The organism is Exiguobacterium sp. FD-YE-25-4 (assembly GCF_057004685.1).
Window position 1 is genome coordinate 1,871,319 of sequence record NZ_CM168041.1, and the last position, 26,369, is coordinate 1,897,687.

At 51.3% G+C, this 26,369-nt stretch carries 27 protein-coding genes; 2 read left to right on the plus strand and 25 right to left on the minus strand.

Features of this window, described 5'->3' with window-relative positions:
* Positions 1–250 precede the first annotated feature (250 nt).
* The 7 genes from AC13H5_RS09695 to infC all read right to left on the minus strand — a co-directional run bounded on the left by AC13H5_RS09695 (position 251) and on the right by infC (position 4,094).
* Positions 251–997, minus strand: a complete 747-nt coding sequence (locus tag AC13H5_RS09695; protein ID WP_034778188.1) for a TrmH family RNA methyltransferase — start codon at positions 995–997, stop codon at positions 251–253.
* A gap of 1 nt (position 998) precedes the next feature.
* Positions 999–2,078: a M42 family metallopeptidase gene (locus AC13H5_RS09700; RefSeq protein WP_034778191.1), complete on the minus strand. Its 1,080-nt coding sequence runs from the start codon at positions 2,076–2,078 to the stop codon at positions 999–1,001.
* Positions 2,079–2,103: 25 nt separating this feature from the next.
* Positions 2,104–2,586, minus strand: a complete 483-nt coding sequence (locus AC13H5_RS09705; protein ID WP_029595195.1) for a dUTP diphosphatase — start codon at positions 2,584–2,586, stop codon at positions 2,104–2,106.
* Between the two features lie 23 nt (positions 2,587–2,609).
* A complete protein-coding gene (locus tag AC13H5_RS09710; RefSeq protein ID WP_034778195.1) occupies positions 2,610–2,864 on the minus strand; it encodes a hypothetical protein in 255 nt (84 codons plus the stop codon).
* An 86-nt stretch (positions 2,865–2,950) separates the two neighbouring features.
* On the minus strand, positions 2,951–3,310 hold the full coding sequence (gene rplT / locus AC13H5_RS09715) for a 50S ribosomal protein L20 (RefSeq protein WP_021065642.1): 360 nt from the start codon (positions 3,308–3,310) through the stop codon (positions 2,951–2,953).
* A gap of 28 nt (positions 3,311–3,338) precedes the next feature.
* Positions 3,339–3,533, minus strand: coding sequence for a 50S ribosomal protein L35 (gene rpmI / locus AC13H5_RS09720; protein ID WP_021065641.1), 195 nt, complete (start codon positions 3,531–3,533; stop codon positions 3,339–3,341).
* 30 nt (positions 3,534–3,563) lie between these two features.
* Positions 3,564–4,094: a translation initiation factor IF-3 gene (gene infC / locus AC13H5_RS09725; RefSeq protein ID WP_021065640.1), complete on the minus strand. Its 531-nt coding sequence runs from the start codon at positions 4,092–4,094 to the stop codon at positions 3,564–3,566.
* Positions 4,095–4,433: 339 nt separating this feature from the next.
* Here infC and AC13H5_RS09730 point away from each other — a divergent pair, with 339 nt between their 5' ends.
* Positions 4,434–4,643, plus strand: a complete 210-nt coding sequence (locus AC13H5_RS09730; RefSeq protein WP_483545658.1) for a hypothetical protein — start codon at positions 4,434–4,436, stop codon at positions 4,641–4,643.
* 52 nt (positions 4,644–4,695) lie between these two features.
* Here AC13H5_RS09730 and AC13H5_RS09735 read toward each other — a convergent pair whose 3' ends face one another.
* The 8 genes from AC13H5_RS09735 to AC13H5_RS09770 form a co-directional block, all read right to left on the minus strand.
* Positions 4,696–5,559 carry a DUF1002 domain-containing protein gene (locus AC13H5_RS09735; RefSeq protein ID WP_034779979.1) on the minus strand — a complete coding sequence of 288 codons (864 nt, stop codon included), beginning with the start codon at positions 5,557–5,559 and terminating at the stop codon, positions 4,696–4,698.
* A gap of 113 nt (positions 5,560–5,672) precedes the next feature.
* The gene (gene thrS, locus AC13H5_RS09740) at positions 5,673–7,610 is read right to left on the minus strand and encodes a threonine--tRNA ligase (RefSeq protein WP_483545659.1); all 1,938 of its coding nucleotides are present in this window, start codon (positions 7,608–7,610) and stop codon (positions 5,673–5,675) included.
* 312 nt (positions 7,611–7,922) lie between these two features.
* Positions 7,923–8,837 carry a primosomal protein DnaI gene (dnaI, locus tag AC13H5_RS09745; protein ID WP_021065636.1) on the minus strand — a complete coding sequence of 305 codons (915 nt, stop codon included), beginning with the start codon at positions 8,835–8,837 and terminating at the stop codon, positions 7,923–7,925.
* A gap of 5 nt (positions 8,838–8,842) precedes the next feature.
* Positions 8,843–10,195: a DnaD domain protein gene (locus AC13H5_RS09750; protein ID WP_034778203.1), complete on the minus strand. Its 1,353-nt coding sequence runs from the start codon at positions 10,193–10,195 to the stop codon at positions 8,843–8,845.
* 42 nt (positions 10,196–10,237) lie between these two features.
* Positions 10,238–10,705: a transcriptional regulator NrdR gene (nrdR, locus tag AC13H5_RS09755; protein ID WP_021065634.1), complete on the minus strand. Its 468-nt coding sequence runs from the start codon at positions 10,703–10,705 to the stop codon at positions 10,238–10,240.
* A 12-nt stretch (positions 10,706–10,717) separates the two neighbouring features.
* Complete coding sequence (locus AC13H5_RS09760; RefSeq protein ID WP_034778204.1) at positions 10,718–11,089, minus strand: hypothetical protein; 372 nt, start codon at positions 11,087–11,089, stop codon at positions 10,718–10,720.
* 111 nt (positions 11,090–11,200) lie between these two features.
* A complete protein-coding gene (speD, locus tag AC13H5_RS09765; RefSeq protein WP_029595188.1) occupies positions 11,201–11,587 on the minus strand; it encodes an adenosylmethionine decarboxylase in 387 nt (128 codons plus the stop codon).
* A gap of 231 nt (positions 11,588–11,818) precedes the next feature.
* A complete protein-coding gene (locus tag AC13H5_RS09770) occupies positions 11,819–12,850 on the minus strand; it encodes a glyceraldehyde-3-phosphate dehydrogenase (RefSeq protein ID WP_034778206.1) in 1,032 nt (343 codons plus the stop codon).
* A 155-nt stretch (positions 12,851–13,005) separates the two neighbouring features.
* On the opposite strand from AC13H5_RS09770, the gene AC13H5_RS09775 reads away from it, so the two are divergent.
* Positions 13,006–13,488: a site-2 protease family protein gene (locus AC13H5_RS09775; protein ID WP_034778208.1), complete on the plus strand. Its 483-nt coding sequence runs from the start codon at positions 13,006–13,008 to the stop codon at positions 13,486–13,488.
* A 19-nt stretch (positions 13,489–13,507) separates the two neighbouring features.
* Here AC13H5_RS09775 and coaE read toward each other — a convergent pair whose 3' ends face one another.
* From coaE to pyk, 10 genes are all read right to left on the minus strand, one after another.
* A complete protein-coding gene (gene coaE / locus AC13H5_RS09780) occupies positions 13,508–14,113 on the minus strand; it encodes a dephospho-CoA kinase (RefSeq protein ID WP_214823148.1) in 606 nt (201 codons plus the stop codon).
* A 12-nt stretch (positions 14,114–14,125) separates the two neighbouring features.
* The gene (gene mutM / locus AC13H5_RS09785; protein WP_483545660.1) at positions 14,126–14,950 is read right to left on the minus strand and encodes a DNA-formamidopyrimidine glycosylase; all 825 of its coding nucleotides are present in this window, start codon (positions 14,948–14,950) and stop codon (positions 14,126–14,128) included.
* A gap of 20 nt (positions 14,951–14,970) precedes the next feature.
* Positions 14,971–17,568 carry a DNA polymerase I gene (gene polA, locus AC13H5_RS09790; protein ID WP_483545661.1) on the minus strand — a complete coding sequence of 866 codons (2,598 nt, stop codon included), beginning with the start codon at positions 17,566–17,568 and terminating at the stop codon, positions 14,971–14,973.
* A gap of 207 nt (positions 17,569–17,775) precedes the next feature.
* Positions 17,776–19,503, minus strand: a complete 1,728-nt coding sequence (gene pnpS / locus AC13H5_RS09795) for a two-component system histidine kinase PnpS (protein ID WP_483545662.1) — start codon at positions 19,501–19,503, stop codon at positions 17,776–17,778.
* A complete protein-coding gene (locus AC13H5_RS09800; RefSeq protein ID WP_034778217.1) occupies positions 19,500–20,204 on the minus strand; it encodes a response regulator transcription factor in 705 nt (234 codons plus the stop codon). The genes pnpS and AC13H5_RS09800 overlap by 4 nt, the downstream gene beginning before the upstream one ends.
* Before the next feature lie 195 nt (positions 20,205–20,399).
* A complete protein-coding gene (gene mdh / locus AC13H5_RS09805; protein ID WP_483545663.1) occupies positions 20,400–21,335 on the minus strand; it encodes a malate dehydrogenase in 936 nt (311 codons plus the stop codon).
* A 30-nt stretch (positions 21,336–21,365) separates the two neighbouring features.
* Entirely contained in the window at positions 21,366–22,634 is a 1,269-nt protein-coding gene (icd, locus tag AC13H5_RS09810) for an NADP-dependent isocitrate dehydrogenase (protein WP_034779982.1), read from the minus strand.
* Between the two features lie 118 nt (positions 22,635–22,752).
* Entirely contained in the window at positions 22,753–23,865 is a 1,113-nt protein-coding gene (gene citZ / locus AC13H5_RS09815) for a citrate synthase (protein WP_034778221.1), read from the minus strand.
* A gap of 185 nt (positions 23,866–24,050) precedes the next feature.
* Positions 24,051–24,515 carry a DUF441 domain-containing protein gene (locus AC13H5_RS09820; protein WP_034778223.1) on the minus strand — a complete coding sequence of 155 codons (465 nt, stop codon included), beginning with the start codon at positions 24,513–24,515 and terminating at the stop codon, positions 24,051–24,053.
* Between the two features lie 66 nt (positions 24,516–24,581).
* Entirely contained in the window at positions 24,582–26,324 is a 1,743-nt protein-coding gene (gene pyk, locus AC13H5_RS09825; protein WP_214753045.1) for a pyruvate kinase, read from the minus strand.
* Between the last annotated feature and the right edge of the window lie 45 nt (positions 26,325–26,369).

The window sequence follows — 26,369 nt, forward strand, 5'->3', positions numbered from 1 at the left end:
CGAATAATCGCGGTACCACCCTACTTGGCCGAAATCGGCCCACTTGAGAGCATCGGTATCGGGATGCTACTCCGGTGTTGTCTCCAACACGACTCGAGAGTGAATTCGGCGCCGACCAAGGCATCGGCTCGCAGTCTCGGCCCATGCTCCCTGTACTCGTTCGGTAGTTCGCGTACTATGCTCTTTCAACGTCTATTCGGTATGTTGTTCGATGTTATAAACCTATCACGATTTTTCAGTGCTGACAAGATTATTGTAATGCGATCCGGTACATGAGGATGCCCGCCGCAACAGCCGCGTTCAATGATTCGGCATCGCCGAGAACCGGGATATGAACGCGCGTGTCACATAAATCAAGCACGTCGTTATGGACGCCTTGCGCCTCATTGCCGATGACGAGCGCGACTTTGTCCTTGAAGTCAACTTGTTCGTAAGATGTCGCTTTCGCGAGTGCGGTCCCATACACATGGAAGCCTTCGCTCTTCAGTTCTGGTAGCGTCTCGAGCAAATCGACCGAGCGCACGTTCACGTGGAACAACGAACCTTGCGTCGCCCGGACGACCTTGGCGTTGAACGGATCGACCGTCCCTTTGCCGAGGAGGACCGTGTCAAATCCGGCCGCATCGGCCGTGCGAATCATCGTCCCGAGGTTACCTGGGTCTTGAATCCGATCGAGGACGAGGACGTGCTTCATCTTCCGTTCGACCGGGGCCATCTTGACGACGGCGAAGACACCTTGCGTCTTCTCCGTTTCAGATAACAGGTCGGCCACATGGTCCGATAGTTCGAGGACCGGCATCTCATCGAGGCGCCACGATCCTTTCGGGGTATACGATTCCCCCATGATCAGCTGAACGAGTCGTCCGGCCCGAATCGCCTCGTCGACCAAATGCTCGCCTTCGACTAAAAATTGCCCGGACTCTTGTCTGCCTTTTTTCGTCATCAATCGCTTTAAGCGTTTGATCGTCTCACTTTTCGTAGACGTGATTTTCGTCATATTATCCCTCTTTCAACCATTGAACCGTTTCTTGGTCGAGTCGTTTCGTGAGCGCTACGACCAAATCGACGGCTGCTTCATAATCTGCTTTGTGAATGATTGAGACATTCGTATGCAAATAACGGACCGGCACCGTGAGCGCGACGGCCGGCATTCCGACTCCAGACAAATGGAACCGACCTGCGTCTGTCCCGCCGCCCGGCGTCAAATCCAATTGGTACTTGATGTCGTTCTCTTTGGCCACGTCGACAATCAAATCGATGAGGCGTGGGTTCGTGACGGTCGTCGCATCAAAGAAGATGACTTGGACCCCTTCCCCGAGTTTCGACAATCCTTCTGCCGGTGTCATTCCTGGCGTATCTCCAGGAATGCCTGTATCGACGGCGATGGCGACGTCTGGTTTGACCAAGTTGGCGGCCGTGACAGCGCCACGCAACCCGACTTCTTCTTGGACCGTCGCTCCGGTATAGACGACACCTGGTACTTGTTCGTTCTTCAAACGTTTCGCCGCCTCGATCGCGATGGCACAACCGATTCGGTTATCCCATGCTTTCGCCATCAAGAAATCTTCGTTCTTCATGACCGTGAACTCACAATGCGGGACGACCGTATCGCCCGGACGAATGCCCCACTCGGCCACTTGTTCTTTCGATGTTGCACCGATATCAAGGAACATGTCTTTGATTTCAACCGGCTTTTTGCGTGCCTCGACCGGAAGGACGTGAGGTGGTTTGGCACCGATGACGCCTGGGATTTTCTCTCCCGAGCGTGTGACGACGTCCATGCGCTGTGCGAGGAGAACTTGGTTCCACCAGCCGCCGAGTGCTTGGAAGCGGAGGAAGCCGCCCTCTTCAACGCGCGTGACCATGAACCCGACTTCGTCCATATGACCGGCAATCATGACACGCGGACCTTCCGCATCGCCCGTCACTCGACCAAACAGACTGCCTAGCCCATCCTGTTCGAACGTTTCGACGTGTGGTTCTAAATACTCACGCATGAGTGAGCGGACTTCACCTTCATTTCCAGGGACACCTGTGGCATCCGTCAAACGTTTCAACATATGTAATGATTCGTTCATGGGGCATCGCTCCTTCGATTTTTGATTAGTAACCTTGATTTTGTCGCTCATGGTTCTTTTCATTTTTCGCCATATACGCCATCACCATCAACTCTTCATTGATCCCGAGCGTATAGCCAAGTTCGAGATAAGCCGCCATCAGCGTCTCGTACATCGGTTCCGTCTTCGACAAACCAAAGTTCGTCACTTTGCGGAACACGTCTAAAAAAGCGTCAGTCGCGTCAAGATACGAGCTACCTGCCGGGAACGAATCACGTTCATACCCGAGGGCAAGTCCGAGCGACAATAAGAAATGAATGCCGTCGACATACTCTTCTAAGATCACGTCTTGAGGCGACGGGCCCTTCGTTGACCAAAATTTAAAACTACGGGTCTCATTGGCGAGTTCACCAAGCTCGACGAGCAAAGCAAGCAAACGCTCATCAAATTGGTTCCCGGATAATTGATGTTCTTCTTTGATCCGCTCATCTAATTCACGCTGCCGATCAAACAATGTTGTCCAGTTCACCGGTTGCTCCTCCTATTCTCCATTCAAAGCAGTACTAAAATCATTAAAGACCAGCCGACTGCCAAAATCAATACTTGTATTTGAACACGTTTTGGGGCATGAACCGCCTTTTTACGCGTCAAATGAAGTCCGAACAGAGCACCGATCGCACCGCCTGCATACGCGTACAAGACGTTGAAATCACCTTCTCCGAGCGTATAACGTTTCGCCTGCAAATAGGTGTAGACGTTCAAGACGATGAGCGCCAATGCGACGATGGCTAAGACTGATTGATCCATGGGACGTCCTCCTTATCTTAAGTTTAAGGAAAAAATCTGAAAAAAGAAAGCGCCGAGATAAGGTCTCGGCGCTGTCGATTGAACGATTACGCGTTCAATTTTGATTTAGCTGTATCAGCAAGTGACGCGAATGCTTGTGCATCTGTCACAGCAAGCTCAGCAAGCATCTTACGGTTGATGTCGATTCCTGCGAGCTTGAGTCCGTGCATCATACGGCTGTATGAGAGGCCGTTTGTGCGTGCTGCCGCATTGATACGTGTGATCCAAAGACGACGGAAATCACGTTTCTTTTGACGACGGTCACGGTAAGCGTACATGAGTGACTTCATGACTTGTTGTTTTGCTACTTTAAATAGAATGTGTTTCGAGCCAAAATAACCTTTGGCAAGCTTGATTTGCTTTTTACGACGTTGACGAGTCGTATAACCGCCTTTTACGCGTGGCATATGGTTTCCCTCCTAAATTCTTTCTGTATTACTTCGCGATCATGTTGCGAATGCGTTTGAAGTCTCCAGCTGATACGATAGCACCTTTACGGAGCTTACGTTTCGCTTTAGTCGATTTGTTACCAAACAAGTGACTTGTGTAAGCGTGTGAACGCTTGAGTTTACCTGATGCAGTACGTTTGAAACGTTTAGAAGCACCACGGTGCGATTTCATTTTCGGCATGAGTATTTCCTCCCCACTATGACTCGATGATTAATCTTCTTTCTTCGGAGCCAGCACTAAGAACATGCTGCGTCCTTCCATCTTCGGCTTTTGCTCAACTGTTGCCAAGTCGGCACATTCCGCCGCCAATTTTTCCATAACGCGTCGGCCGATTTCCGAGTGTGTGATGGCGCGTCCGCGGAAACGGATCGACGCTTTCACTTTGTTACCATTTTCAAGGAATTTGCGAGCGTTACGCAATTTCGTTTGGAAATCGTTTTCCTCGATTGTCGGGCTGAGGCGTACTTCTTTCAATTGGATGACTTTTTGGTTTTTACGCGCTTCTTTCTCCTTTTTCTGGAGTTCGAAACGGTATTTCCCGTAGTCCATGATTTTAGCGACCGGTGGGTTAGCTTTATCGGCGACCAAGACGAGATCGAGTTCAGCCTCTTCTGCTAAACGTAATGCTTCATTACGCGATTGCACACCGAGTTGTGCACCGTCCGCTCCAATTAAGCGAACTTCACGGGCACGAATGTTTTCGTTGATAAAGAGCTCTTTGCTAATGGTTAGCACCTCCATCGTGCGATTGCACGAGTTTTAGATTGATAAGACAACATGGCAATAAAAAAAGCGTCGGCAGTTTCCCGCCCACACATCATTTCGGAGTCAGCAGAGACCAAGGCTCGACTGCTTCACGTACATGATGGACCTGACCGAAGCTGTTCGGACGAGGTGAGAAGCGGGCGCTTCTGCTTTGTTGTATTTAATCACTATGTCATCTTAACACCAATAGGATTAAGATGTCAAGAATTCGCGCATGAATAATTGGTAGCTCACACTTTTATGATGATAACAGTCATTTCGCTGTTTCGCAATACCTTTTCCGAGGGAATAAAATAAAAAAAGGAGGGATGGGCCGTGTCTTGGAGACAGCAAGTGAAAGATGACCATAATTATCACGACCAAATCAAACACATCGTACAAGAAACGATGCGCCACCATGACGTGAGTGATGCCAAGCTCGAAGCGGTATTGACAGACCTTTTAGAAGAAATGAATCGAATCACGTTGAAGATTGTGGACGACCATGAGTCCGCTCGCGACTACATTCATAAACGATGGTATTGAAAAAGGGCCTCGGCCCTTTTTTCAATACCATTTGTCATGTACTCAAAGCCGCTCAATTCGTCAACGACTTGAAGAAGTTGCTGAGCGCTTCGAACAAGCGGGCGAAGAAGCCTTGGACTTCCTCGGTCTCGAGAAACGCCTGAACGTCTTGACCGGCCCCTTGTAACCCATTGCTGATCGCACCCCAGTCGAGGTTCGCCTGTTGCATGTTCTCGAACAACGTCGTCAATTGCGTCAACTGCGTATCAGACAGTTGGACGTTGTTTTGATTCAACACTTGGATGACGATATCCCGAATCTCGATGTTCGTCTCCGGTGCCTTGTTCGCAATTTCCGCTTTGATCTCGTTCATGAGTCCGGCCACGTCCTCTTGCCCGACCGTCTTCCCGATCTCAGAGGTGACCGCGAGCTCTTCTTGCGCCAAGTCTTTCCGTTCCTCGCTCAATTGAATGCCTGTCTCCGCGGCCGTCTGATCGTAGGCTTTCATGATGCCCGTCAACGCCGACGTCCCGGTGACGCGAATCGGCGACGTGATATAAATATCGGCATCCGTGACGCCTGCCGTCACGAGAGCATTCGCATACATATCTTCGGTCACCCATGTGACATTCTCCGTTTTGATATCGAGCCCAGTCCCGTCGGTCAATTTGATGCGGGCTGATGAATACATCCCCCCGCCGCGCTGCGCTTGCGGGACGGCATCCCCTAAGTATTTATCTTCATCTGCTGCGGTCGTGATGATCGGCTCAATCCCCGCCGGTGCCTCAACCCGTTCGAGTACCCAGTCCCGTTGGCTCGCCGATAACGACTCTCCGAGTGTGACGATCGTATCATCGACGATGGCTTCTGCGTTTACTTTTGGAATCATGCTTGTCGCGACGACCGAACCGATCGTCAACGCCACTAATGGTTTCATATAATTCAAAATGAATCACTCCTTTCTTCTACCATACGTGTTTGGTGAAGTCTTCCGCATCCGTCTCAAGACCGAAAAAATGACCACCCTTCCAATGAAGGATGGTCGACATATTAACGTGAACGGTTGGCGATCTCTGCTGTAAGTGACGACAAGAATTCATCGAGCGTGGCCGATACTTGTTCTTGTTGTCCGTAGCGACGGATGTTGACTGCACGCTCATCACGTTCTTTATCTCCGAGGACGAGCGTCATCGGAATTTTCTTCATCTGTGCTTCCCGGATCTTATAGCCGAGTTTCTCGTCCCGAAGGTCCGTTTCGACGCGGACACCGCGCTTAACGAGCTCTGCTTTCACTTCCGCGACATATTCGTCGTGGACGTGTGAGACCGGGATCAATTTGACTTGGACCGGGGCGAGCCATGTCGGGAATGCGCCTTTATATTCTTCAATCAAGTAGGCGACGAAACGTTCCATCGTCGAGACGACCCCACGGTGAAGGACGATCGGGCGATGATCTTTGCCGTCTGGTCCTGTGTACGTCAAGTCGAACCGCTCAGGGAGCAAGAAGTCGAGTTGGACCGTCGACAACGTCTCTTCTTTGCCGAGCGCCGTGCGGACTTGGACGTCGAGTTTCGGTCCGTAAAATGCCGCTTCGCCTTCGGCTTCGAAATACGGGAGACCGAGCTCATCCATCGTCTCTTTCAATTGACGTTGGGCTGTTTCCCAAATTGCGTCGTTGTCGAAGTATTTCTCTTTGTCGGCCGGATCACGGTACGACAAGCGGAAACGATAGTCTTTGATGCCGAAGTCAGCGTACACTTCTTGAATCAAGTGGACGATATCTTTGAATTCTTGCTTCATCTGTTCCGGTGTGACGAACGTGTGCCCGTCGTTCAACACCATGTAACGGACGCGTTGGAGGCCTGTGAGCGCACCTGACATCTCGTAACGGTGCATGCCGCCGAGCTCGGCGATGCGAAGCGGGAGTTCGCGGTATGAGCGCGGCTCATGTTTATAAATCGTCATGTGGTGCGGACAGTTCATCGGACGAAGAACGAGTTCTTCGTTGTCCATCTCCATTTTCGGGAACATATCGTCTTGATAGTGATCCCAGTGACCCGATGTCTTATACAAGTCGACCGAACCGAGGACCGGTGTGTAGACGTGCTGGTAACCGAGCTCGAGTTCTTTGTCGACGATATAACGTTCGACCGTCCGACGGATCGAGGCACCTTTCGGAAGCCACATCGGTAAGCCTTGACCGACTTCTTGCGACACGAAGAAGAGATCGAGCTCTTTCCCGAGCTTGCGATGGTCGCGCTCTTTCGCTTCTTCCAATAGACGCAAGTGTTCCGCGAGTTGTTCTTTCGTCGCGAACGCCGTTCCGTAAATGCGTTGGAGCATCTTATTGTCCGAGTCGCCGCGCCAGTATGCCCCGGCCACGCTCATCAACTTGAACACTTTCAACTTCGATGTCGACGGGACGTGCGGCCCACGGCATAAGTCGAAAAATTCGCCTTGATGGTAAATCGTGAGCGTCTCGCTCGACGGGATATCTTCAATCAATTCGATTTTGAGCGGGTCTCCGAGCGCCTTGTAGCGTTCGAGCGCCTCGTCGCGCGACACGACTTCACGTGTGATGTCCAAGTTCTCGTCGACGATCCGCTTCATCATCTTCTCGATTTCCGGGAGATCTTCTTCGTTGATGCGGCGATCCATCTCGATATCATAATAGAAACCGTTCTCGATCGTCGGTCCGATGCCGAGGTAGATGCTGCCTTCTTCGCCGTACAACCGTTTGATGGCTTGGGCCATCAAGTGGGCTGACGAGTGGCGCATCAAATCGATGCCGTCTTCTGAGTCGGGCATGACGAGCTCGATTTTACCGTCCTGTTCAATCGGACGACGGTAATCGATCATCTCACCATCGATTTTGGCGGCGATTGCTTTTTTTCGGAGTCCTGGACTAATCGAACCTGCTACTTCTTCTGCTGTGATGCCGGCCTCAAACTCTTTGACGGCCCCATCTGGAAATGTCAATTGAATCATGTGTCAACTTCCCCTCTCTACATTTAAAAATAAATAAAAAAAGCCCATCCCTATGAAAGGGACGAGCTTTGATTCTCGTGGTACCACCCTCGTTCCCAAGCGTAACGCTTGGCTCGAACACACGATAACGAGTGTGAATCGCCGCACGATTGGCCCGTACGGTGCTCTGAGGGAGTAAGGCGATCGGCGTGTTTAGGAAGCTCTCACCAGTCTTCCCTCGCTTTGAAACCCGTGACGACGTCTCATGTCCTCTTCGATGCATCGGTTATATGATTATTAGTATAGTCAACTCGTTCAAGAAATACAATCCCTTTACCGACGTCGGTTCTCACCTTTTAATTCGATTTGTGTCGTCGTCGTCGAGATGCGCTGCATGAGCCGCTGGGCTTTCATTTTGTTCTGCGGCGAACCGTCGATCGAGAAGTGCGTCTCGAGCTCTTCACCGCTGAAGTTCGAACTGTAAAGCGTCGGTAAGCGATGCATCATGCGATATTGCAAGATGATCCCGAACAGCTCGTCGCGTACCCACGGACTGATCGCCTCGGCACCGATGTCATCGATCAATAACACCGGCACGTGTTGGAACGACGTCAAAAATGAGTCGAACGAATCGGTCCGGATCTTTCGTTTCGCTTCCGAGACGAATCCCGGGGCGTGGACGAGAATCGTCTCGATGTCCGCCACTTTCAGTTCGTTGGCGATCGCCGCAAGCAAATACGTCTTCCCGACCCCGAAGCTGCCGTGTAAGTACAGGCCGTTCACTTTTTGGCGGGTCTTCATGCCCGAGACGAATCGCATCGATTCACGGAGTGCGATTTTACGGGCGTCATCCGACCAGTCGAACGATTCAAAGCTCGCCTCTCGCACTTCTTCCGGCAAGAATAAGCTCTTAAACTTCCGGTCCATCTCTTTTTGGCGCCGTGCTTGACGATGCTTGACCGTCTCTTCATAACGGATCGCGATTTGACCGAGATCGACATAGAGCACCGGCTGATGGCCCGGGATGACGGCTTGCTCCTCGACGAGCTTCTTGCCGTCCATCTGTTCTGCATATTCACTGAGCTTCGTAAAGCCGACCTCGACCGCCGTCTCGTCTAACTCCGGATGCGCCTTTAAAAAGGCGACGACTTCTGGATGTTCGAGGGTGCGCCGGCGAATCGATTCGTACGCTTCCCGCACTTCTTTCCGGTTCATCATTTGGGCGAGCGTTTGATTGATGCGTTCCATGTCCCTCATCCTTTCTCTTTCAATTCATTTAACAGCTTGACGAGTTCCGCATCGTCTGGAACCGATGCCTCGAGCTCTTGTTTTCGTTTTTGATCGTACGTCCGTTGTTCTTTCGCCTCGTCCTCGAGCCATTTTGGCATCTCGGTCTTGTCTTTGCGTCTCGAGCCGACGGTCGTCCGCTGTTGCACGTTCTCCCGCTTCTGCTGTTTCTTCTCGATGAGCGCGTCTTGTGTCGCTTCTTGTTCCAACGCGTCTTTGGCGTTCAAATAGCCTGCCGTCTTCCAACTCGTCGCGATCCGCATGACGTAGTTCTCACTGAGCCTAGTCTGCTTCTTCACTTCGATACAGTAATAGAACAACGCGTTGATGACACTTGGCGCGAGTCCGAGCGTATCGACGAGGTCGATGATGAGTTGCTCGTCGCTCTTCGACAACTGTGGCGTCTTCCGTAACGTCGACACGTACTGATGCGGATGCGCTTCTTCCATGACAGTCACGTCATGCAAATCACCGATTTCTGCCTTCTCCGTCTCATCCGACTTCACTTTCCGATGGCGCGTCTGTTTTTTCTTCAACTGCAACACCATCTGACGGCAGCCGTCGCGTTTCTCTTGCTCGCTGAGCGGTAGATACGCCTCGTGGACGAAGTACTCCTTCAACATCTCGGCCATCGTCTCTTCATCGATTTGTGAAACGTAGGCAAGCTTCGTGATCGTCTCATCGAGCTTCTTCGTGAAGAAGCCGACGGGAAAGTTCGTCAACTTTTTGACGATTTCCATATCGAACGTATAGTTGATCTCGATTTTGGCGCGGTCAGGTTTCTCGTAGTTCTTTTGTGTGAACGCCATATGATTGACCCCTTTGACGTCGAACACTTCATTAAAGTCTTTCGTCACTTCAATGATTCCGGCCGGCAACGGATCAATCGTGAATCGACCTTGTAACTGTTTGAAGCGGACTTCTCCGACTTTATAGAAAAGAAAGCTCGACAAGAGCCCGTCGTTCAAGAACGTATGGGGCGCGAGCGGGACCCGCAGTTGATACACGTACTGGGTCAAGCGCTCGTCTTTCGTCTTATACGTCCGGACGAGACCGATCGCTTCGAGCCGGAACAGACAGTCTGTCAGCTCGTTGATCGAGTAATCGAGCATCTCACAAAGCGCGCTATGTGACATATAGTTCGATTTCATTTTCCCGGGCTTCAGCTCGCTCCAAAGCGTCTGATACATCGCGAGCGCCTTCACTCCGATGACCGGCTGATATAAATGGTACAGCGACTGATACGACTCGCGATCGATGAGTCCGGTGCTCATGATCAACAGTTCGTCAGTTCCGTACAGGATTCGTTCTTTTTCCATGGTAGGTCTCCCTTGAAAAAAGGCGACCAGCAGGCCGCCCGTTTAGTTGGTCGATTTTTCTTGCTTCATTAAATCTTCTAGTTCTTTAAAGAACACAGAGATATCTTTGAACTGGCGATAGACGGACGCGAAGCGGACGTATGCCACTTCGTCGACCCGCGCGAGCTCGTTCATGACGAGCTCCCCAACCTGTTCACTCGGAATCTCGGACTGGCCGAGGGCGCGTAACTGTTGTTCGACTTTCGTGACCACACCTTCAAGTTGCTCCAGCGTGACCGGACGTTTCTCGCACGCCCGAATAATCCCGCGAAGCACTTTCTCACGGCTGAACTCTTCCCGATTCCCGTCTTTTTTGACGATGATGAGCGGTGTCTGTTCGACCGTTTCAAACGTGGTAAAGCGATAGCCGCACTCCTCGCATTCGCGACGGCGACGAATCGAATAGAAATCTTGTACTGGCCGGGAGTCGAGCACTCTCGTTCCATTATGATCGCATTTAGGACAACGCATGCTCAGCCCTCCTTATCGTTCGACAGATTGATTCCCGATGGCGCGGAGCGGGAACTTCACGGATAGCGCCTCATAATATGTGGTGACGATTTGACCGAGGTCCGGTCCGAGCATCTGGTCACGGTTCAATGTAAAATCGACGGCCGTGCGTCCGCCGTCCACTTGGACGATGGTCGCCAATGCGTCCCATCCGTCTCCATGAAACGCCACTTCGCCCCGGTCTGCATCGACCCGGCGAACCGTTTGACCTTCTGCTTGAATCCGTTCGCGGAGCCATGTGAGCACGGCGCTTGGCGATGCCGCCACGTAACGCGTCCGTAACGCCTCATTTTTATGCGAATCGTCCGTTTGGACATGTGTTTGAAACTTATCAAATAATCCCATTATCCACCTCGACACCTTATTTATATAGGTTAAGCATATCAAAATTAAGCGGTTAACAAAACAATTAAAAGGGCTGACCGAAAATCGGCCAGCCTCATAAGGTCAATCTGATTATTTGCTGATTGCCACTTGCGCTTCAGGAACACGAATCGGTCCCATCCCACGGTCAAGTTTCACATCTTCACGAACTTTTGCTTCCAAGCCTTCTGCAATGTATTGCGAGGCTGTAGCTGGATCGATTCGATCCCCACATGTGAACACATCGACTGATGCGTAGCCATGCTCTGGGAAACTATGAATCGTTAAGTGTGATTCTGAAATGATAACGACTCCACTTACACCGTGCGGCGCAAATTTGTGGAAAGCGACTTCGCGGACTTCAGCGCCCGAACGAAGTGCTGCATCGACGAATAAGCGCTCGATGTAGTCGATATCGTTTAATTTGTCGGGATTGCACTCCCAAAGTTCTGTAATAATGTGACGTCCCATAGTATCCATATTAGTGGATCCCCCTTTACATCAATGGTCTCAAAGTAGTTGATGATCACTCACTTTGTGCCTGAATCGCCCACAACCACGGGGGCAAGTTAGTCCTAAGAGGTCCTAACCCTTTAAGTTGCGTTTGTCAGACCAATTGAAGTTCACGAGTTAGAGTGTATCTTGTTTAGGACGTCGTTACAAGACATTTGTTTCAATTCTTTAAAAATATTTTTAGATAAATATATTTTTTCAGACGTGGGTTTCTTGTTGTCCGATTTGCAGGTAGCTCGCGACCATGTCCAACAAGTCGACGACGCGGCACGAATAGCCCCATTCGTTGTCGTACCAAGCGAGCACTTTGACATGATTGCCCCCGAGCACCATCGTCGAATCGGCATCGATGATTGACGAACGCTCATCTCCATTGAAGTCGATCGAGACGAGCGGTTCGTTCGAGACGCCGAGCACGCCTGTCATTTCCCCGTGTGCAGCACGCTCGAACGCCTGATTCACTTCGTCGACCGTCACATCTCGACGCAACTCGACGACGAGATCGACGAGCGAGACGTTCGGCGTCGGCACTCGTAGCGCCATCCCGTTCAATTTGCCCTGAAGTTCCGGCAAGACGAGCCCGATGGCTTTCGCAGCACCAGTCGAAGTCGGTATAATGGAACTGCCACAAGCACGGGCACGACGCAAATCTTTATGCGGATTGTCGATATTGTTTTGATCGTTCGTATAGGCATGCACCGTCGTCACGAGCCCCGTTTCAATCCCGAACGTCGAATCCAATACTTTGACGACCGGGCCGAGACAGTTCGTCGTACACGAGGCGTTCGAAATGACGTGATCGTGCTCCGGTAAATAATCCCGATCGTTCACCCCCATGACAATCGTCCGCAACTCGCCTTTTCCTGGTGCCGTCAAAATGACTTTTTTCGCACCGGCCGTCAAATGTTTTTTCGCCCCGACATCAGAATTGAATTTCCCCGTCGCCTCGATGACGATCTCGACACCGAGTTCAGCCCACGGCAATCGCTCCGGGTCTCGCTCGGATACGAGCATGATGCGTTTCCCATCGACTTCGAGCGCATCCCCATGCGCTCGGACCGTCAGTGTGAACGGTCCGTGGACCGTGTCGTGTTTGATCAAGTGCGCGAGCGTTTCCGCCGGATAACTCGCATTGATGGCGACCACGTCGTGACGCCCTTCGAGCATCAACTTCCGAAATACCATTCTGCCGATTCGACCAAATCCATTGATTGCAACTTTCGTCCCCATTCTGAATCCCCCTTTTTTCTGCGTTACGACACCATTATAACGGAAAATTGGAAGCGTTTTCACTATGAATCGTCACATTTTTTTCACTTTTTTACAGTTTCAGATTTGAAAAAGAGGGAAATTTGGTGTAGAGCTTGGAAAGGAGCTAAGACTATATGTTTGATTGGACAGACCTAGATAAATTTGTCATCTCATTTTTCATCATCTTACCGATTGTGACGATTATCCATCAATTCGGTCATTTCTTCTTCGCGAAACTATTTGGGGGTTCGCTCGACATGGAGATTGGGACCGGGAAAAAATTGTTTAAAATCGGACGCCTTCAATTTAACCGCGTTTATTTTTATGACGCCTGGTGCCAATTCAGTGACTTGAAGTACAGCAATCGCCTGACGCGGAGTCTCGTCTACGCGGGCGGTTCAATTTTTAACTTATCGAGTATTTTGATTGTGAACGCCTTCATCTTGACGCGAGAGATCGAGCCGACAATTTACACGTACCAGTTCGCATACTTCTCGTTCTATTATGTCTTCTTCTCACTCTATCCGATTTACTATTCGAACGGCCATCCGAGCGACGGACGCGCCATCTTCGACACGTGGAAAAAAGGGAAGCCTGACTCAGACCCACTCAACTGAACAAAAAAAGAAGGCGTCGTCAGTCGCCTTCTTTTTTCATGTCTTCAAATTGTTCGACGAGGCGGACCACTTGGGCCGACAAGTCGCCTAACGCACCGTTGTTGTTGATTAAAAAATCAGCCTGTTGTTTCTTCTCTTCGATCGGCATTTGCGCATGGATCCGAGCGAGCGCTTCTTCTTTCGTCAACCCGTTGCGCTCCATGAGACGCATCAGTTGAATCTCTTCACGGCAATAGACGACGACCGTATAATCGACGAGGTCCCGCATCGTTCCCTCGAACAAGAGCGGGATATCGAATATGACGACCGTCTCCCCTGCAGCCTCGTATCCGCGCATCTCCTCGAGCATCTCTTCTCGGATGGCCGGATGCATGAGCTGATTCAGCAACTGACGTTTGGCATCATCATGAAAGATTTCTCGTCCGAGCGCCTGGCGGTTCAACTCGTCGCCCGTGAAACATTGCGGGAACGCCTCGCGGACGCCCGCGAACGCTTTGCCGCCTGGCTCGATGACGATCCGTGCCATCTTGTCGGCGTCGATGATCGGGATGCCCTGCTTTCGAAACAGTCTGGATACGGTCGACTTTCCTGTCGCAATTCCACCTGTCAAACCAATCTTCAACATCATGTCCACCTCTTACTGTTGGCAGTGCGGACAGTAATGGGTGCCCCGTCCGCCTAATTTCATCTTTTCAATCGGTTGGCCGCATCGCTTACATGGCTCCCCGGTCTGTCCATATACATACAGTGTCTCTTGATACGTCCCGCTCGCCCCATCCGGATTCGTATAGCTCCGAATCGTGCTTCCGCCTCGTTCAATCGCTTCCGTCAATACGGCCACAGCCTCTTGATGCACCCGACGGACCTCGTCAAGCGAGAGTGTCGCTGCCGGACGGGTCGGATGGACACCGGCCCGATATAACGTCTCATCGACATAAATATTGCCGAGCCCGACGAAAATCGATTGATCGAGCAGCGCCGTCTTGATCGCACGAACGTTCATCCGCTTCAGACGGCTGTGAAGCGTCTCCGCTGTCACTTCAGGATCGAACGGTTCGAGGGCGAGCAGCGACAATGGCGGTGTCACAAACAACTCTTCATTCGTCTTCAACTCCATCGTCCCGAACTTCCTGACATCGTTATAATGAAGCGTCGTCCCGTCCGTGAAGGTGAAGACGACATGCGTATGCTTGACCGGACTGACCATTTCGTCATGCGGGAAGAATTTCCCTTCCATTCGCAGATGCGAAACGAGATAGCCGTTCGTCAATTTGAACAAAATGAACTTGCCGCGTCGCTCGACGTCTTGAATCGTCTCGTCGAGCAACTGTTGTTTCCAAATCTCCGGTTCGTGACCTCGAATGATTTTTGCGTCGAGCACCTCGACATTTGCAATTGTTTTTCCCGAGACGAATGGCCGCAATCGGCGACAGACTGTCTCCACTTCTGGTAATTCTGGCATATCGATTTCCTTTCTCGTCTTTATTTCGTGTCGAACCATGTCTCACCGAACGAACCGTCCGCGCGGAGCGGCACGTCCAAGGTGACCGTGTGTTCCATCGCTTGTTTAACGATCGTCTCGAGCGAGTCCATTTCTGCTTTAGGTCCTTCAAAGATAAGTTCATCGTGGACTTGAAGCAATAATTTCGACTGAAGTCCTGACTCACGGAGTGCCACGTCGACATCAATCATCGCTTTTTTGATAATATCGGCGGCCGTCCCTTGAATCGGCGTGTTGATCGCTGTACGTTCCGCGAAACCGCGCAAGTTGAAGTTGCGGGAATGGATGTCCGGGATATTGCGGCGACGCTTCAGCATCGTCTCAACATAACCGTGTTCCCGCGCCCGTTCGATCGCGGCATCCATGAACCGTTTCACACCTGGGAACTGCTCGAAATACGTATCGATGAACGTCTGTGCTTCTTTTCGGCTAATGCCGAGGTTTTGCGACAGCCCATAGTCGCTAATGCCGTAAATGATGCCGAAGTTGACGGCTTTGGCTTGGCGACGCATGAGCGATGTCACTTCTTCTTTGGCGACTCGGAACACGTTGGCAGCCGTCGACGTATGGATATCCTCATCATGGAGGAACGCCTCGAGCATCTTCTCATCTTGCGACATGTGGGCCATGATCCGAAGCTCGATTTGCGAATAGTCGACCGCATACAGCATCCAGTCGGCCTCACTCGCGGTGAACGCCTTGCGAATGCGCCGCCCTTCTTCCAGGCGGATCGGGATGTTCTGTAAGTTCGGGTTGACCGAGGACAACCGTCCGGTCTGCGTCAACGTCTGCGTATAGCGGGTATGGATCTTCCCGTCGTCTTTGATGACTTTTTGCAAGCCTTCGACATATGTCGATTGCAACTTGCCGAGCTCACGGAAATGCATAATATGTTCGACGATCGGATGGAGCGGCGCGAGTTTCTCGAGCACGTCCGCTGCCGTCGAGTAACCGGTCTTCGTCTTTTTGACCGGTGGCAACGCCAACTTCTCGAATAGGATGACGCCGAGCTGTTTCGGCGAGTTGATATTGAACGCCTCACCGGCGAGACTGTGAATCTCCGCCTCGAGTTGAAGCAACCGTTCCCGCAAATCGTCTTCCATCACTTTCAGCGTCGCCACGTCGACGTGAATCCCGGCCCACTCCATCTCTGCAAGCACCGAGGCGAGCGGACGTTCCAAATCTTCATACAGCGACGTCTGTTCGTTTTGGTCGAGTTCTTTGCCGACGTTTACGAACAGCGTCAAGATCGCCATCGCCTTCTCGCCGAGATGTTGCTCGAGCACGTCCTGTTCCGGGACGTGCAGCTTCGCACCCTTACCATAAACCGCCTCGTCTTCCGGTAACGTGTAATCGAAATGAGCGGCAATCGAATCGAGTGTCGTCCCGCCCGACAGGTTCAGCAAATATCCGGCGACGAGCAAATCGTCATAGCCTCGGAGCGTCACACCATGTCGCTTCAATTGGACGATCGTCTGTTTCGCATCGAGACAAATCGTGGCTCGGTTCTCGTCGGCCAACCAGTCTCGTACTGCCGGGACGTCTAAAAGCGACACATCGCCGACCGTCACGCCGGCTTTCGAGGCGATGGCCACACCGATGACCGGTTCTTCGAAATAGTCGTCACGGAGTTGCTCGAGGATGAGGACCGCTTCTGTCAAATCTTGCTCGTCGATCGCGATATGATTCACCTCACGCGCTTCGACCGCTTCCTCGCTCGACGCTTCAAGGTTCAGTTTGCTCAGAAGCGATTTGAACTGAAGGCTCATGAACAACGGCTTCACTTTTCCAGCGTCATACGGATGGAACGTAAGGTCGTCCGTGCTAATATCGATCGGGACGTCCGTATAGATTGTCGCCAATTGTTTCGACATGAGTGCTTCCCGCTCGTTCGCCTCGACTTTCTCTTTTTGTTTCCCTTTTAATTCATGCGTATGTTCATATAGTCCTTCGACAGATCCGTAAGCCGTGAGCAGTTTAAGCGCCGTCTTCTCACCAACCCCCGGGATTCCGGGGATATTATCGGACTTATCCCCCATTAAGCCTTTCAAATCGATCATTTGGAGCGGGGTGAGACCGTCATAGCGCTCTTTGAACGCCGCCGCGTCCATCGTCTCCACATCGGTGATCCCACGCTTCGTCAAATAGACGGTGACGCGATCGTCAATCAGTTGCAGTAAATCTTTATCCCCAGTGACGACCGTCACTTGATCGAACGCCTCATTTTTTGAGAGCGTCCCGATAATATCGTCGGCCTCGTACTGGTCGAGTTCGAGCACTTTGATCCCGAACGCCTCACAAATCTCGCGGACAATCGGGAATTGCTCGCGGAGTTCCCCCGGGGTCTTCTGCCGTCCCCCCTTATAGTCAGCATACGTGTCGTGCCGGAATGTCTTCTTCGACGCATCAAATGCGACCGCGAAATGCGTCGGTTGCTCGTCTTCCATCAGTTTTAACAACATCATGGTGAACCCGTACACGGCGTTCGTATTTCGACCGCTCGCATCCGTCATCGGAGGCAGCGCGAAAAACGCACGATATGTGAGTGAGTTTCCATCAAGAAGTAGTAGTTTATTCATTGGTCAACCTCCATTCTATCTGATTCCATCATATCATACGGGCACATGCGTTCGAAAAAAAAGACCCTTTTCTAGTAGCTAGAAAAGGGTCAATCTTCCTGACCGAGTGGAGATGAGCACCGGCCGGGACACGAGATGATGAAGAGGTCTCATCTATAGAGTAGCATCGCTTTGTAAAGCCGGTATGAACCCGACATAAATTCCATGTTAAGCGATTGGGAATTTGATTGTGAACGTTGTCCCGACGCCTTCAACACTATCCACGTGAATCGTCGCGTGATGAAGATCGATGATATGTTTAACGATGGCAAGGCCGAGACCTGTCCCTCCGGAGTTCCGGCTTCGCGCTTTATCGACCCGGTAGAATCGTTCGAAGATTCGGCTCACTTCTTTCGGCGCGATGCCAATCCCGTTGTCTTTGACAATCAAATATGATCCGTCCGTTCTCTTTTCGACCGCGATTTCGACACGGCTGCCTTCCGGCGAGTAGTTGATGGCGTTGGCGACAAGGTTCAAGATGACTTGCTTGATTCGGTTCATGTCTGCCTGCAAGACGACTTCCCCGTCGTGGCGCGACTCCAAATGAATCGACTTCTGCTCCGCTTTCTGGCTCAACACGAGACACACTTCCTCAACGAGCTGATTGAGCTGGACCGGGGTGAAGTCCAAATGGAAATCTTCACGTTCAAGCCGTGACAGCTCGAGTAAGTCCTCAACGAGCATCTGCATGCGCGTCGCTTCTTTTTGAATGATATCCAAAAATTGATCGCGCAACTCGGGCACTTCTTTTGCCCCGTCAAGGAGTGTCTCACTGAAACCTCGGATCGATGTGAGCGGCGTCTTCAACTCATGGCTGACGTTCGCGACGAAATCTTTCCGCATCTTCTCGAGTCGTTTCAATTCAGAAATATCGTTAAACAGGAGCGTCGTCCCGCGCAACATGCCTGTATCACTGAAGATTGGTGCGGCCGACACCATATACGTCTTTTGGTTGAATCCAGTTCGAATCGACAATTGACGGCGGTGGGGCTCTTCGGTCAAATAGACGTCCTCGATCAACGTCTCGACATCCGGACTCGGTAAAATGCCGTGATAAAATTGACCAATCATCAAGTCGTCGTATTGGAACATGTCACGATATGAGCGGTTGACGAGCGTCACGATGCCACGTTCGTCGACCAAAAGCAACCCTGCCCCCATGTATTCGATGAGTGACTCGAGCCTTGCCCGTTGCACGGATTCACCAAGTGAGATCGTCTCCAAGTTACGGGCGAGAACGTTGATCGACCCGGCCAGACTGCCCGTTTCTTCATCATTGCGCAATTCGTACACACGGGCCCGATAGTTTCCGTCGGCAAGTTCACGTAACACGATTGTCGCCTCATCGATTGGTCGGATAAACTGATTCGTCAAATTATGCAACACGAACAAAATCAAGAAGAATGAGAAAATCAAGGCCAAGGCAATCGTCAGCCAAATCCGGTCATATACCCCTTCTAGATCGGAGACGTAGCGGATGAAACTGAGATACACCGTATCACCCGAGGAGAGTTCGATCGGTTTTGTGAACTGAATCAAATCATCGCGCGTCTCGTTCCCAAACGTCCCGTCGTCTGGGATTGAAGCAGCGTCCATCCGAAAATCGAACGAACCGACCCGAAACGGTGTCCCGGCAATCACTTCCATTCGGCGATTGAGGAGCAGAATGTCGAAACTGCTCTCGTCATCGATTTGCCGGACATAGTCTTGAATCGCCTCGAGGTCGCCCCCTTCTAAATATAAGGCGGCGAGCTCCGTGTCCTCTTTCAAACGATCGCGTTCGGAGTCCAAATAGAAGTCTTTGAACAATTGACCAAGCACGATCCCGAGGGTCAACAAGACGCCCGTCACGAGCAGGATGAGCGTCGTCAAAAAACGCGAGCGGTACGTCTTCATTCGGGCATCGGCTCTTCCATCTTATAGCCGAGACCGCGAATCGTTTTGATATATGTCGGTTTTTTCGTCACCGGTTCAATCTTTTCCCGAAGGTGGCTAATATGGACATCGACGATGCGCGTATCGCCGACGAAATCGTAATTCCAAATAGCCGATAAGAGTTGATCACGCGTCAAGACACGGCCTTTGTTTTTAGCAAGATAGGCCAACAGTTCGAACTCTTTTGGGGTCAACTCAAGCCGCTCCCCGTTTTTGAACACTTCATAGTTCGAAGCGATAATTTTCACGTCACCGATTTCAATGACGTCCGCGTCCACCGCCGGCACCTCTTGTGGAGCCGAACGCCGTAAGATCGCTTTGACCCGGGCCACAACTTCACGCGGACTGAACGGTTTCGTCAAATAATCATCTGCCCCTAGTTCGAGTCCGAGCACTTTATCGAACTCATCGTCTTTTGCCGTCAACATCAGGATCGGCGTGTTCACTTTCTGTTGGCGGAGTCGCTTACAAACTTCGAGACCATCCATCTCGGGCAACATCAAATCGAGGACGATCAATACCGCATCCTGCTTCTCGGCGAGTTCGAGACCGGTCTTCCCATCATGGGCCGTCTCAACCTCAAAACCGGCTTGCTCCAAATTAAATTTCAATAACGTCGCAATCGACACCTCGTCATCGACAACAATCACTTTTTCGGCCACGCTTAGTTCCTCCTCTAATCTATCTGTTCTGTCACGTACACTACCTATTTTACAAATCAATGCCACGTCCGACCAACATCAAAGCAAATCTTTACAAAAACAAAACAAATCCACGTTCTTCTTTCAGTGTAGCACGCGACCCTCAAAAACCAAGCGTACAAAAAACCTCGCCTGCTCAGCAGACGAGGTGACGAATCAGTTAAGGACGTTCAAGACGGAGCGGACCGATTCAGCCGAGCGCTCAAGCGCGGCCGTCTCCTCTTCCGTCAATTCAAGTTCGAGCACACGTTCAATCCCGTTCGCGCCAAGTATCGTCGGGACACCGAGATACAAGTCGTGGAAGCCGTACTCACCGTCGAGATACGCGATGGCCGGTAAAATACGTCGTTGATCTTTCAAGATCGCTTCGACCATCTCGACGATGGCCGCTGCCGGCGCATAGTAGGCCGATCCGTTCCCGAGTAGCTGGACGATTTCGCCGCCACCTTTACGGGTCCGATTGACGATCGCATCGATTCGGTCGCTCGGCAATAGCTTCTCGAGTGGGATGCCTCCCGCGTACGAGTAACGAATGAGCGGGACCATGTCATCCCCGTGCCCGCCGAGCACGAATCCAGAGACGTCCTTCACGGAGATATTCAACTCCGCAGCGACGAACGTCCGGAACCGGGCCGTATCGAGCACACCGGATTGACCGATCACGCGCTCTTTCGGGAAGCCTGACTCTTTGAAGGCGGCATATGTCATCGCATCGACCGGGTTCGTCAAGACGATTAAAATCGCATCGGGTGAATAGCGGGCCACTTCTTTCGTGACGGCCCGCATCACTTTGGCGTTCGTCGAGACGAGGTCGTCCCGGCTCATGCCAGGTTTCCGGGCAATCCCGGCCGTGATAACGACGATATCCGAATCCGCCGTGTCGGCGTAATCCGACGTCCCCGTGATCCACGAGTCAAACCCTTGAATCGGCGCCGTCTCTTGCATATCGAGCGCTTTTCCTTTCGTCGGGTTCTCGTTTTCTTTGATATCGAGCAGGACGACGTTACCGAGCTCTTTTTGAGCCAGATAAAGTGCAGTCGTGGCTCCCGTGAATCCGCTACCGATCACCGAAATTTTATTGCGACGAATCATTGTGCTCTCCCCCTTGGTTTAACTGATGAATTACATGTTTTTGATTAGTTCATCTGCAAACTCTGAACACTTCACTTCTGTCGCGCCGTCCATAAGGCGGGCGAAATCGTATGTGACGACTTTCGAGGCGATTGTCTTCTCCATCGAGTTGATGATGAGGTCAGCTGCTTCGTTCCAGTTCATATGACGAAGCATCATCTCACCTGACAAGATGACCGATGACGGGTTGACCTTGTCGAGGCCGGCATATTTCGGTGCCGTACCGTGTGTCGCTTCAAAGATCGCATGGCCCGTCACGTAGTTGATGTTCGCTCCTGGCGCGATCCCGATTCCGCCGACTTGGGCAGCGAGTGCATCCGAGATGTAGTCCCCGTTCAAGTTCATCGTTGCCACGACATCGAATTCACGTGGACGTGTCAAAATCTGTTGCAAGAAGATATCGGCGATCGAATCTTTTACGATGATTTTGCCTTCCGCTTCTGCTTTCGATTGAGCTTCGTTTGCAGCCGCTTCGCCTGACTCTTCTTTGATGCGGTCGTACTGAGCCCATGTGAAGACTTTGTCGCCATATTCTTCTTCTGCGAGCTCATAGCCCCAGTTTTTGAAGGCGCCTTCTGTGAACTTCATGATGTTCCCTTTATGGACGAGCGTGAGCGATTTACGGTTGTTCGCGATCGCGTACTCGAGAGCCGCGCGAACAAGGCGTTTTGTTCCTTCAGACGAGATCGGTTTGATGCCGATTCCAGACGTTTCTGGGAAACGGATTTTGTTGACGTTCATCTCTTCTTTTAAGAATGAGATCAATTTTTTCACTTCGTCGCTGCCTGACGCGTACTCAATCCCAGCGTAGATATCTTCTGTGTTCTCACGGAAAATGACCATGTCTGTATCTTCTGGGCGCTTGACCGGTGATGGGACGCCTGTGAAGTAACGGACCGGACGCAAGCACGTGTACAAGTCAAGTTCTTGACGGAGTGCTACGTTGAGTGAACGGATTCCGCCGCCGACCGGTGTCGTCAATGGACCTTTGATGGCAATCAAATATTCACGGATTTGATCGAGTGTCTCGTTTGGAAGCCATTCGCCTTTTTGGTTGAAGGCCTTCTCCCCAGCGTACACTTCCATCCATTCGATTTTCTTCTCGCCACCGTATGCTTTTTCGACAGCCGCATCAAAGACGCGCACCGATGCGTTCCAGATGTCTGGTCCTGTGCCGTCACCGATGATAAATGGAATCGTCGGTACGTTCGGTACGTTTAATACACCGTTTTCAACTGTGATTTTTTCGTTTTGTGTCAACATAATGAATCCCCCTAAGTACATTTATGTAGGCCGACGCGAACGCCGACCTACGTCAATTGTTAGTTTACCAAAGTTTATGTCTAAATTGTGACTCGATCTTCTCGTGTCGCGTCAATTAACGCTCATTCACCGGGACGTATGACCGGTTCGTCTCGCCAACGTACTCGGCGCGTGGACGAATCAAGCGGTTGTCCGCATACTGTTCGAGAATGTGGGCGATCCAGCCCGACATGCGTGAGACGGCGAAGATCGGTGTGAACAACTCTTCATCGAGACCGAGCGCATAATAAGTCGATGCTGAATAGAAATCAACGTTCGGCTTCAAGCCTTTTTCTGTCTCGACGAGGTGATCGATCTTCTCAGACATCTCGTACCATTCCGGCTCGCCGATTTGGGCCGTCAGTTGGCGGCTCATCTCTTTCAAATGTTTCGCACGCGGGTCGCCGTCCTTATATACACGGTGACCGAAGCCCATGATTTTCTCACGACGCTCGAACTTGCCGCGAACGTAGTCTTCGACTTTGTCGACCGAACCAATCTCGTGGAGCATTTTCATGACTGCCTCATTCGCACCGCCGTGAAGCGGGCCTTTGAGCGCTCCCATCGCTGCCGTCACGCCTGAGTAAATATCAGACAACGTGGCAACGCAGACGCGGGCCGTGAACGTCGAAGCGTTCAATTCATGGTCGGCGTGAAGGATGAGTGCCTTATCAATCGTCTTCTCGGCTACCTCACTTGGTTCTTCTCCGTTCAACATGTATAGGAAATTGGCCGCATACGACAAGCCAGGTTTCGGCGCAACCGGTTGTTCGCCTTTACGAAGACGAGCGAACGCCGTTACAATCGTCGCAATTTGAGCTTGGAGACGAATCGCTTTGCGCATGTTCGCTTCTGTACTCATATCTTCAGCCTCTTCATCATAAAGCGCGAGCTGTGAAAGGGCCGTCCGAATCGTCGCCATCGCATTGGCCGATTTCGGCGCCCGTTCGAGCGTCGCGATGACTTCTTCTGGTAATTTGGCTTCTTTCACGAGCGCTTCAGAGAGCTCAGTTAATTCATCTGCTTTTGGAAGACGGTCGTTCCATAATAGGAAAACAACCTCTTCAAAAGTGGCGTGGTCCGCCAAATCGTCGATTGTGTATCCTCCGTAAGTCAATTGTCCGTCGATGATCGAACTGACTTTTGAGGCCGCTGCCACAATTCCTTCTAATCCTTTTGTCGTTGACATCAATAACTCCCCCTCAGTCTTTAAAAGTGATCGACCGCATCATACAGTCTGTTGTGTAGGGAATAAGGGCGGGAAGTCGAACACTTTCCCCAATCCGTTTCGAGCTCGCTCCACCCTGTCCTTTATCTAGTATAAACAATTTACTGAAAAAAAGAAATGTAAGCGTATCCAGCCGTCAAAAAATGTCAGAACCATTTTTCTAACAGGCTAAATCCACCTAAAATCAAAGCGGCGATCCCGGCTCCAATCAGCGGTCCAACCGGCACACCTTTCATGAAACCGACGGCTAGAATGGTGCCCGCGAGGAGTGCCGTCGTCACGACGGGTTCGACTCGCATCAATTGAACGCCTTGGGCCGCGGCGAGCGCGACGAAGATTCCTGAGCCGAAAGCGATGATGCCGACCGGCCCTTTAATACTATTCCACAATTCCCTAAACCCGATGTCACCGGTCGCAATCGGGACGAGCACGGCAATCGTGATAATCGTCACGCCCCAATGGATGCCTTTTGAGGCGAGCGTCGGGAACAGTTGATCACCGAATCCGATTGCTTTAATAATCAATAGGACGCTGCTGGCGATGATGATCGATTGGTTATGGGCAATGACGCCGATCAACACGAGCAGCAATAAGAACAAATACGCACTCATTATAGACTCTCTTTCTGAATGGAAAAAGAACCGACTCATGAGAGAGTCGGTTCGATTGGCATTCGATTACGCGTTGTAGATTTTACCAGTAAGTGGGTCGATCGAAATCATCTGTCCGTCACGGAACGTTGATGTCGCTGATTCGACACCGACGATGACCGGTTTACGGAGTGATGGCCCGACGATACCAGCATGGCTCGTCAATCCGCCGTCTTCAGTGATGATTCCAGCTGCTTTTTCAATCGCTGGCATCATTTCTTTGTCTGTGAATGGTGCGACGAGGATCATGCCGTCTTTCGCTTTCGCATTCGCTTCGTCTGCATTGTTCGCAATGACGACTTCACCGACGAGACCGCGCTCACCGATCCCGCGGCCGTTTGCGAGGGCGTGACCGACGATATGAACTTTCATCATGTTCGTCGTACCCGCAGTCGCAGCCGGGATACCAGCCGAGATGACGACGAGGTCACCGTCTGTGACGAATCCAGCGTGACGAGCCGCTTCTGAAGCTTGTACCAACATCTCATCCGTGTTGTTCGGCATTGTGTCAGCAATGATCGGGTACACGCCCCAAACGAGGTTCAATTGACGTGCCACACGCTCTGACTCTGTGACCGCGATGATGTTCGCCTCTGGACGATACTTCGCTGTACGAGCAGCCGTGTAACCTGATTGTGTCGGTGTCAAGATCGCTTTCGCGTTCAAGTTGATTGCCGTGTGGGCAACCGCTTGTGAGATTGCATCCGTGACCGTGTGCTCACTGCGTTTCTGACGATCTTTAAGCAAGTTTTTGTAGTCGAGCATTTGCTCAGTACGTACAGCGATTGCTGCTTGCATTTGAACTGACTCGATTGGGTAGTCCCCTGCTGCCGTCTCACCTGAAAGCATGACCGCATCCGTACCATCGAGGATGGCGTTGGCAACGTCAGATGCTTCCGCACGTGTTGGACGCGGGTTGCGTTGCATTGAATCAAGCATTTGTGTAGCCGTGATGACCGGTTTCCCGAGGTCGTTACACTTCTTGATCAATTCTTTTTGAACTGGTGTGACTTCTTCCGTTGGGATCTCGATTCCGAGGTCACCACGAGCGACCATCAAACCGTCAGAAATCGCCAAGATTTCGTCGATATTGTCGACACCTTCTTGGTTCTCGATTTTCGGATAGATTTTGATGTGTGACGCGTTGTTGCGTTCAAGAAGTTGACGAATCTCAACGACGTCAGACGCACGGCGGACGAACGATGCCGCGATGACATCGATGTCTTGTGAAATCCCGAACTCGATGTCCGCGATGTCTTTGTCTGTAAGGGCAGGAAGGTTTACCTTGACGTTAGGCAAGTTGACACCTTTCTTCGTCTTGATGACGCCTTCGTTTTCGATGACGCAGCGAAGGTCACGGTTCGGGAGCTTCTCAACGACAAGGAGACCGATGAGTCCGTCGTCGAGCATGATGCGTGAACCGACTTCAACGTCTTCGTAGAGACCTTCGTATGTGACCGAGAAACGATCTTTCGTTCCGACGATTTCTTCTGTTGAGACGATGATGACTTCTTTGCCTTTTTCGAGGAGTGCTTTTCCGTCTTCAAACGTATGTGTACGGATTTCAGGACCTTTCGTGTCAAGAAGAACCGTCACGACTTTGCCGGCAGCTTTTGCTGCTTCACGGATGTCGCGGATACGTGCGCCGTGCTCTTCATAGTCACCGTGTGAGAAGTTGAGACGGGCGACGTTCATACCGGCTTCAATCATTTCCGGAAGACGTTTCTCTGAAGCTGGTCCAATCGTACATACAATTTTCGTTCTACGCATAAATAAAAACCTCCTAGGGGATGTATTACATTTACACACAGAAAA

What these genes read in the sequence shown, in the direction of transcription:
- AC13H5_RS09695 (WP_034778188.1), bottom strand. Translation starts at nt 997, where the DNA reads ATGACGAAAATCACGTCTACGAAAAGTGAGACGATCAAACGCTTAAAG.
- AC13H5_RS09700 (WP_034778191.1), bottom strand. Translation starts at nt 2,078, where the DNA reads ATGAACGAATCATTACATATGTTGAAACGTTTGACGGATGCCACAGGT.
- AC13H5_RS09710 (WP_034778195.1), bottom strand. Translation starts at nt 2,864, where the DNA reads ATGGATCAATCAGTCTTAGCCATCGTCGCATTGGCGCTCATCGTCTTG.
- rplT (WP_021065642.1), bottom strand. Translation starts at nt 3,310, where the DNA reads ATGCCACGCGTAAAAGGCGGTTATACGACTCGTCAACGTCGTAAAAAG.
- rpmI (WP_021065641.1), bottom strand. Translation starts at nt 3,533, where the DNA reads ATGCCGAAAATGAAATCGCACCGTGGTGCTTCTAAACGTTTCAAACGT.
- infC (WP_021065640.1), bottom strand. Translation starts at nt 4,094, where the DNA reads ATGGAGGTGCTAACCATTAGCAAAGAGCTCTTTATCAACGAAAACATT.
- AC13H5_RS09735 (WP_034779979.1), bottom strand. Translation starts at nt 5,559, where the DNA reads ATGAAACCATTAGTGGCGTTGACGATCGGTTCGGTCGTCGCGACAAGC.
- thrS (WP_483545659.1), bottom strand. Translation starts at nt 7,610, where the DNA reads ATGATTCAATTGACATTTCCAGATGGGGCCGTCAAAGAGTTTGAGGCC.
- dnaI (WP_021065636.1), bottom strand. Translation starts at nt 8,837, where the DNA reads ATGGAACGCATCAATCAAACGCTCGCCCAAATGATGAACCGGAAAGAA.
- AC13H5_RS09750 (WP_034778203.1), bottom strand. Translation starts at nt 10,195, where the DNA reads ATGGAAAAAGAACGAATCCTGTACGGAACTGACGAACTGTTGATCATG.
- nrdR (WP_021065634.1), bottom strand. Translation starts at nt 10,705, where the DNA reads ATGCGTTGTCCTAAATGCGATCATAATGGAACGAGAGTGCTCGACTCC.
- AC13H5_RS09760 (WP_034778204.1), bottom strand. Translation starts at nt 11,089, where the DNA reads ATGGGATTATTTGATAAGTTTCAAACACATGTCCAAACGGACGATTCG.
- speD (WP_029595188.1), bottom strand. Translation starts at nt 11,587, where the DNA reads ATGGATACTATGGGACGTCACATTATTACAGAACTTTGGGAGTGCAAT.
- AC13H5_RS09770 (WP_034778206.1), bottom strand. Translation starts at nt 12,850, where the DNA reads ATGGGGACGAAAGTTGCAATCAATGGATTTGGTCGAATCGGCAGAATG.
- AC13H5_RS09775 (WP_034778208.1), top strand. Translation starts at nt 13,006, where the DNA reads ATGTTTGATTGGACAGACCTAGATAAATTTGTCATCTCATTTTTCATC.
- coaE (WP_214823148.1), bottom strand. Translation starts at nt 14,113, where the DNA reads ATGTTGAAGATTGGTTTGACAGGTGGAATTGCGACAGGAAAGTCGACC.
- mutM (WP_483545660.1), bottom strand. Translation starts at nt 14,950, where the DNA reads ATGCCAGAATTACCAGAAGTGGAGACAGTCTGTCGCCGATTGCGGCCA.
- polA (WP_483545661.1), bottom strand. Translation starts at nt 17,568, where the DNA reads ATGAATAAACTACTACTTCTTGATGGAAACTCACTCACATATCGTGCG.
- pnpS (WP_483545662.1), bottom strand. Translation starts at nt 19,503, where the DNA reads ATGAAGACGTACCGCTCGCGTTTTTTGACGACGCTCATCCTGCTCGTG.
- mdh (WP_483545663.1), bottom strand. Translation starts at nt 21,335, where the DNA reads ATGATTCGTCGCAATAAAATTTCGGTGATCGGTAGCGGATTCACGGGA.
- citZ (WP_034778221.1), bottom strand. Translation starts at nt 23,865, where the DNA reads ATGTCAACGACAAAAGGATTAGAAGGAATTGTGGCAGCGGCCTCAAAA.
- AC13H5_RS09820 (WP_034778223.1), bottom strand. Translation starts at nt 24,515, where the DNA reads ATGAGTGCGTATTTGTTCTTATTGCTGCTCGTGTTGATCGGCGTCATT.
- pyk (WP_214753045.1), bottom strand. Translation starts at nt 26,324, where the DNA reads ATGCGTAGAACGAAAATTGTATGTACGATTGGACCAGCTTCAGAGAAA.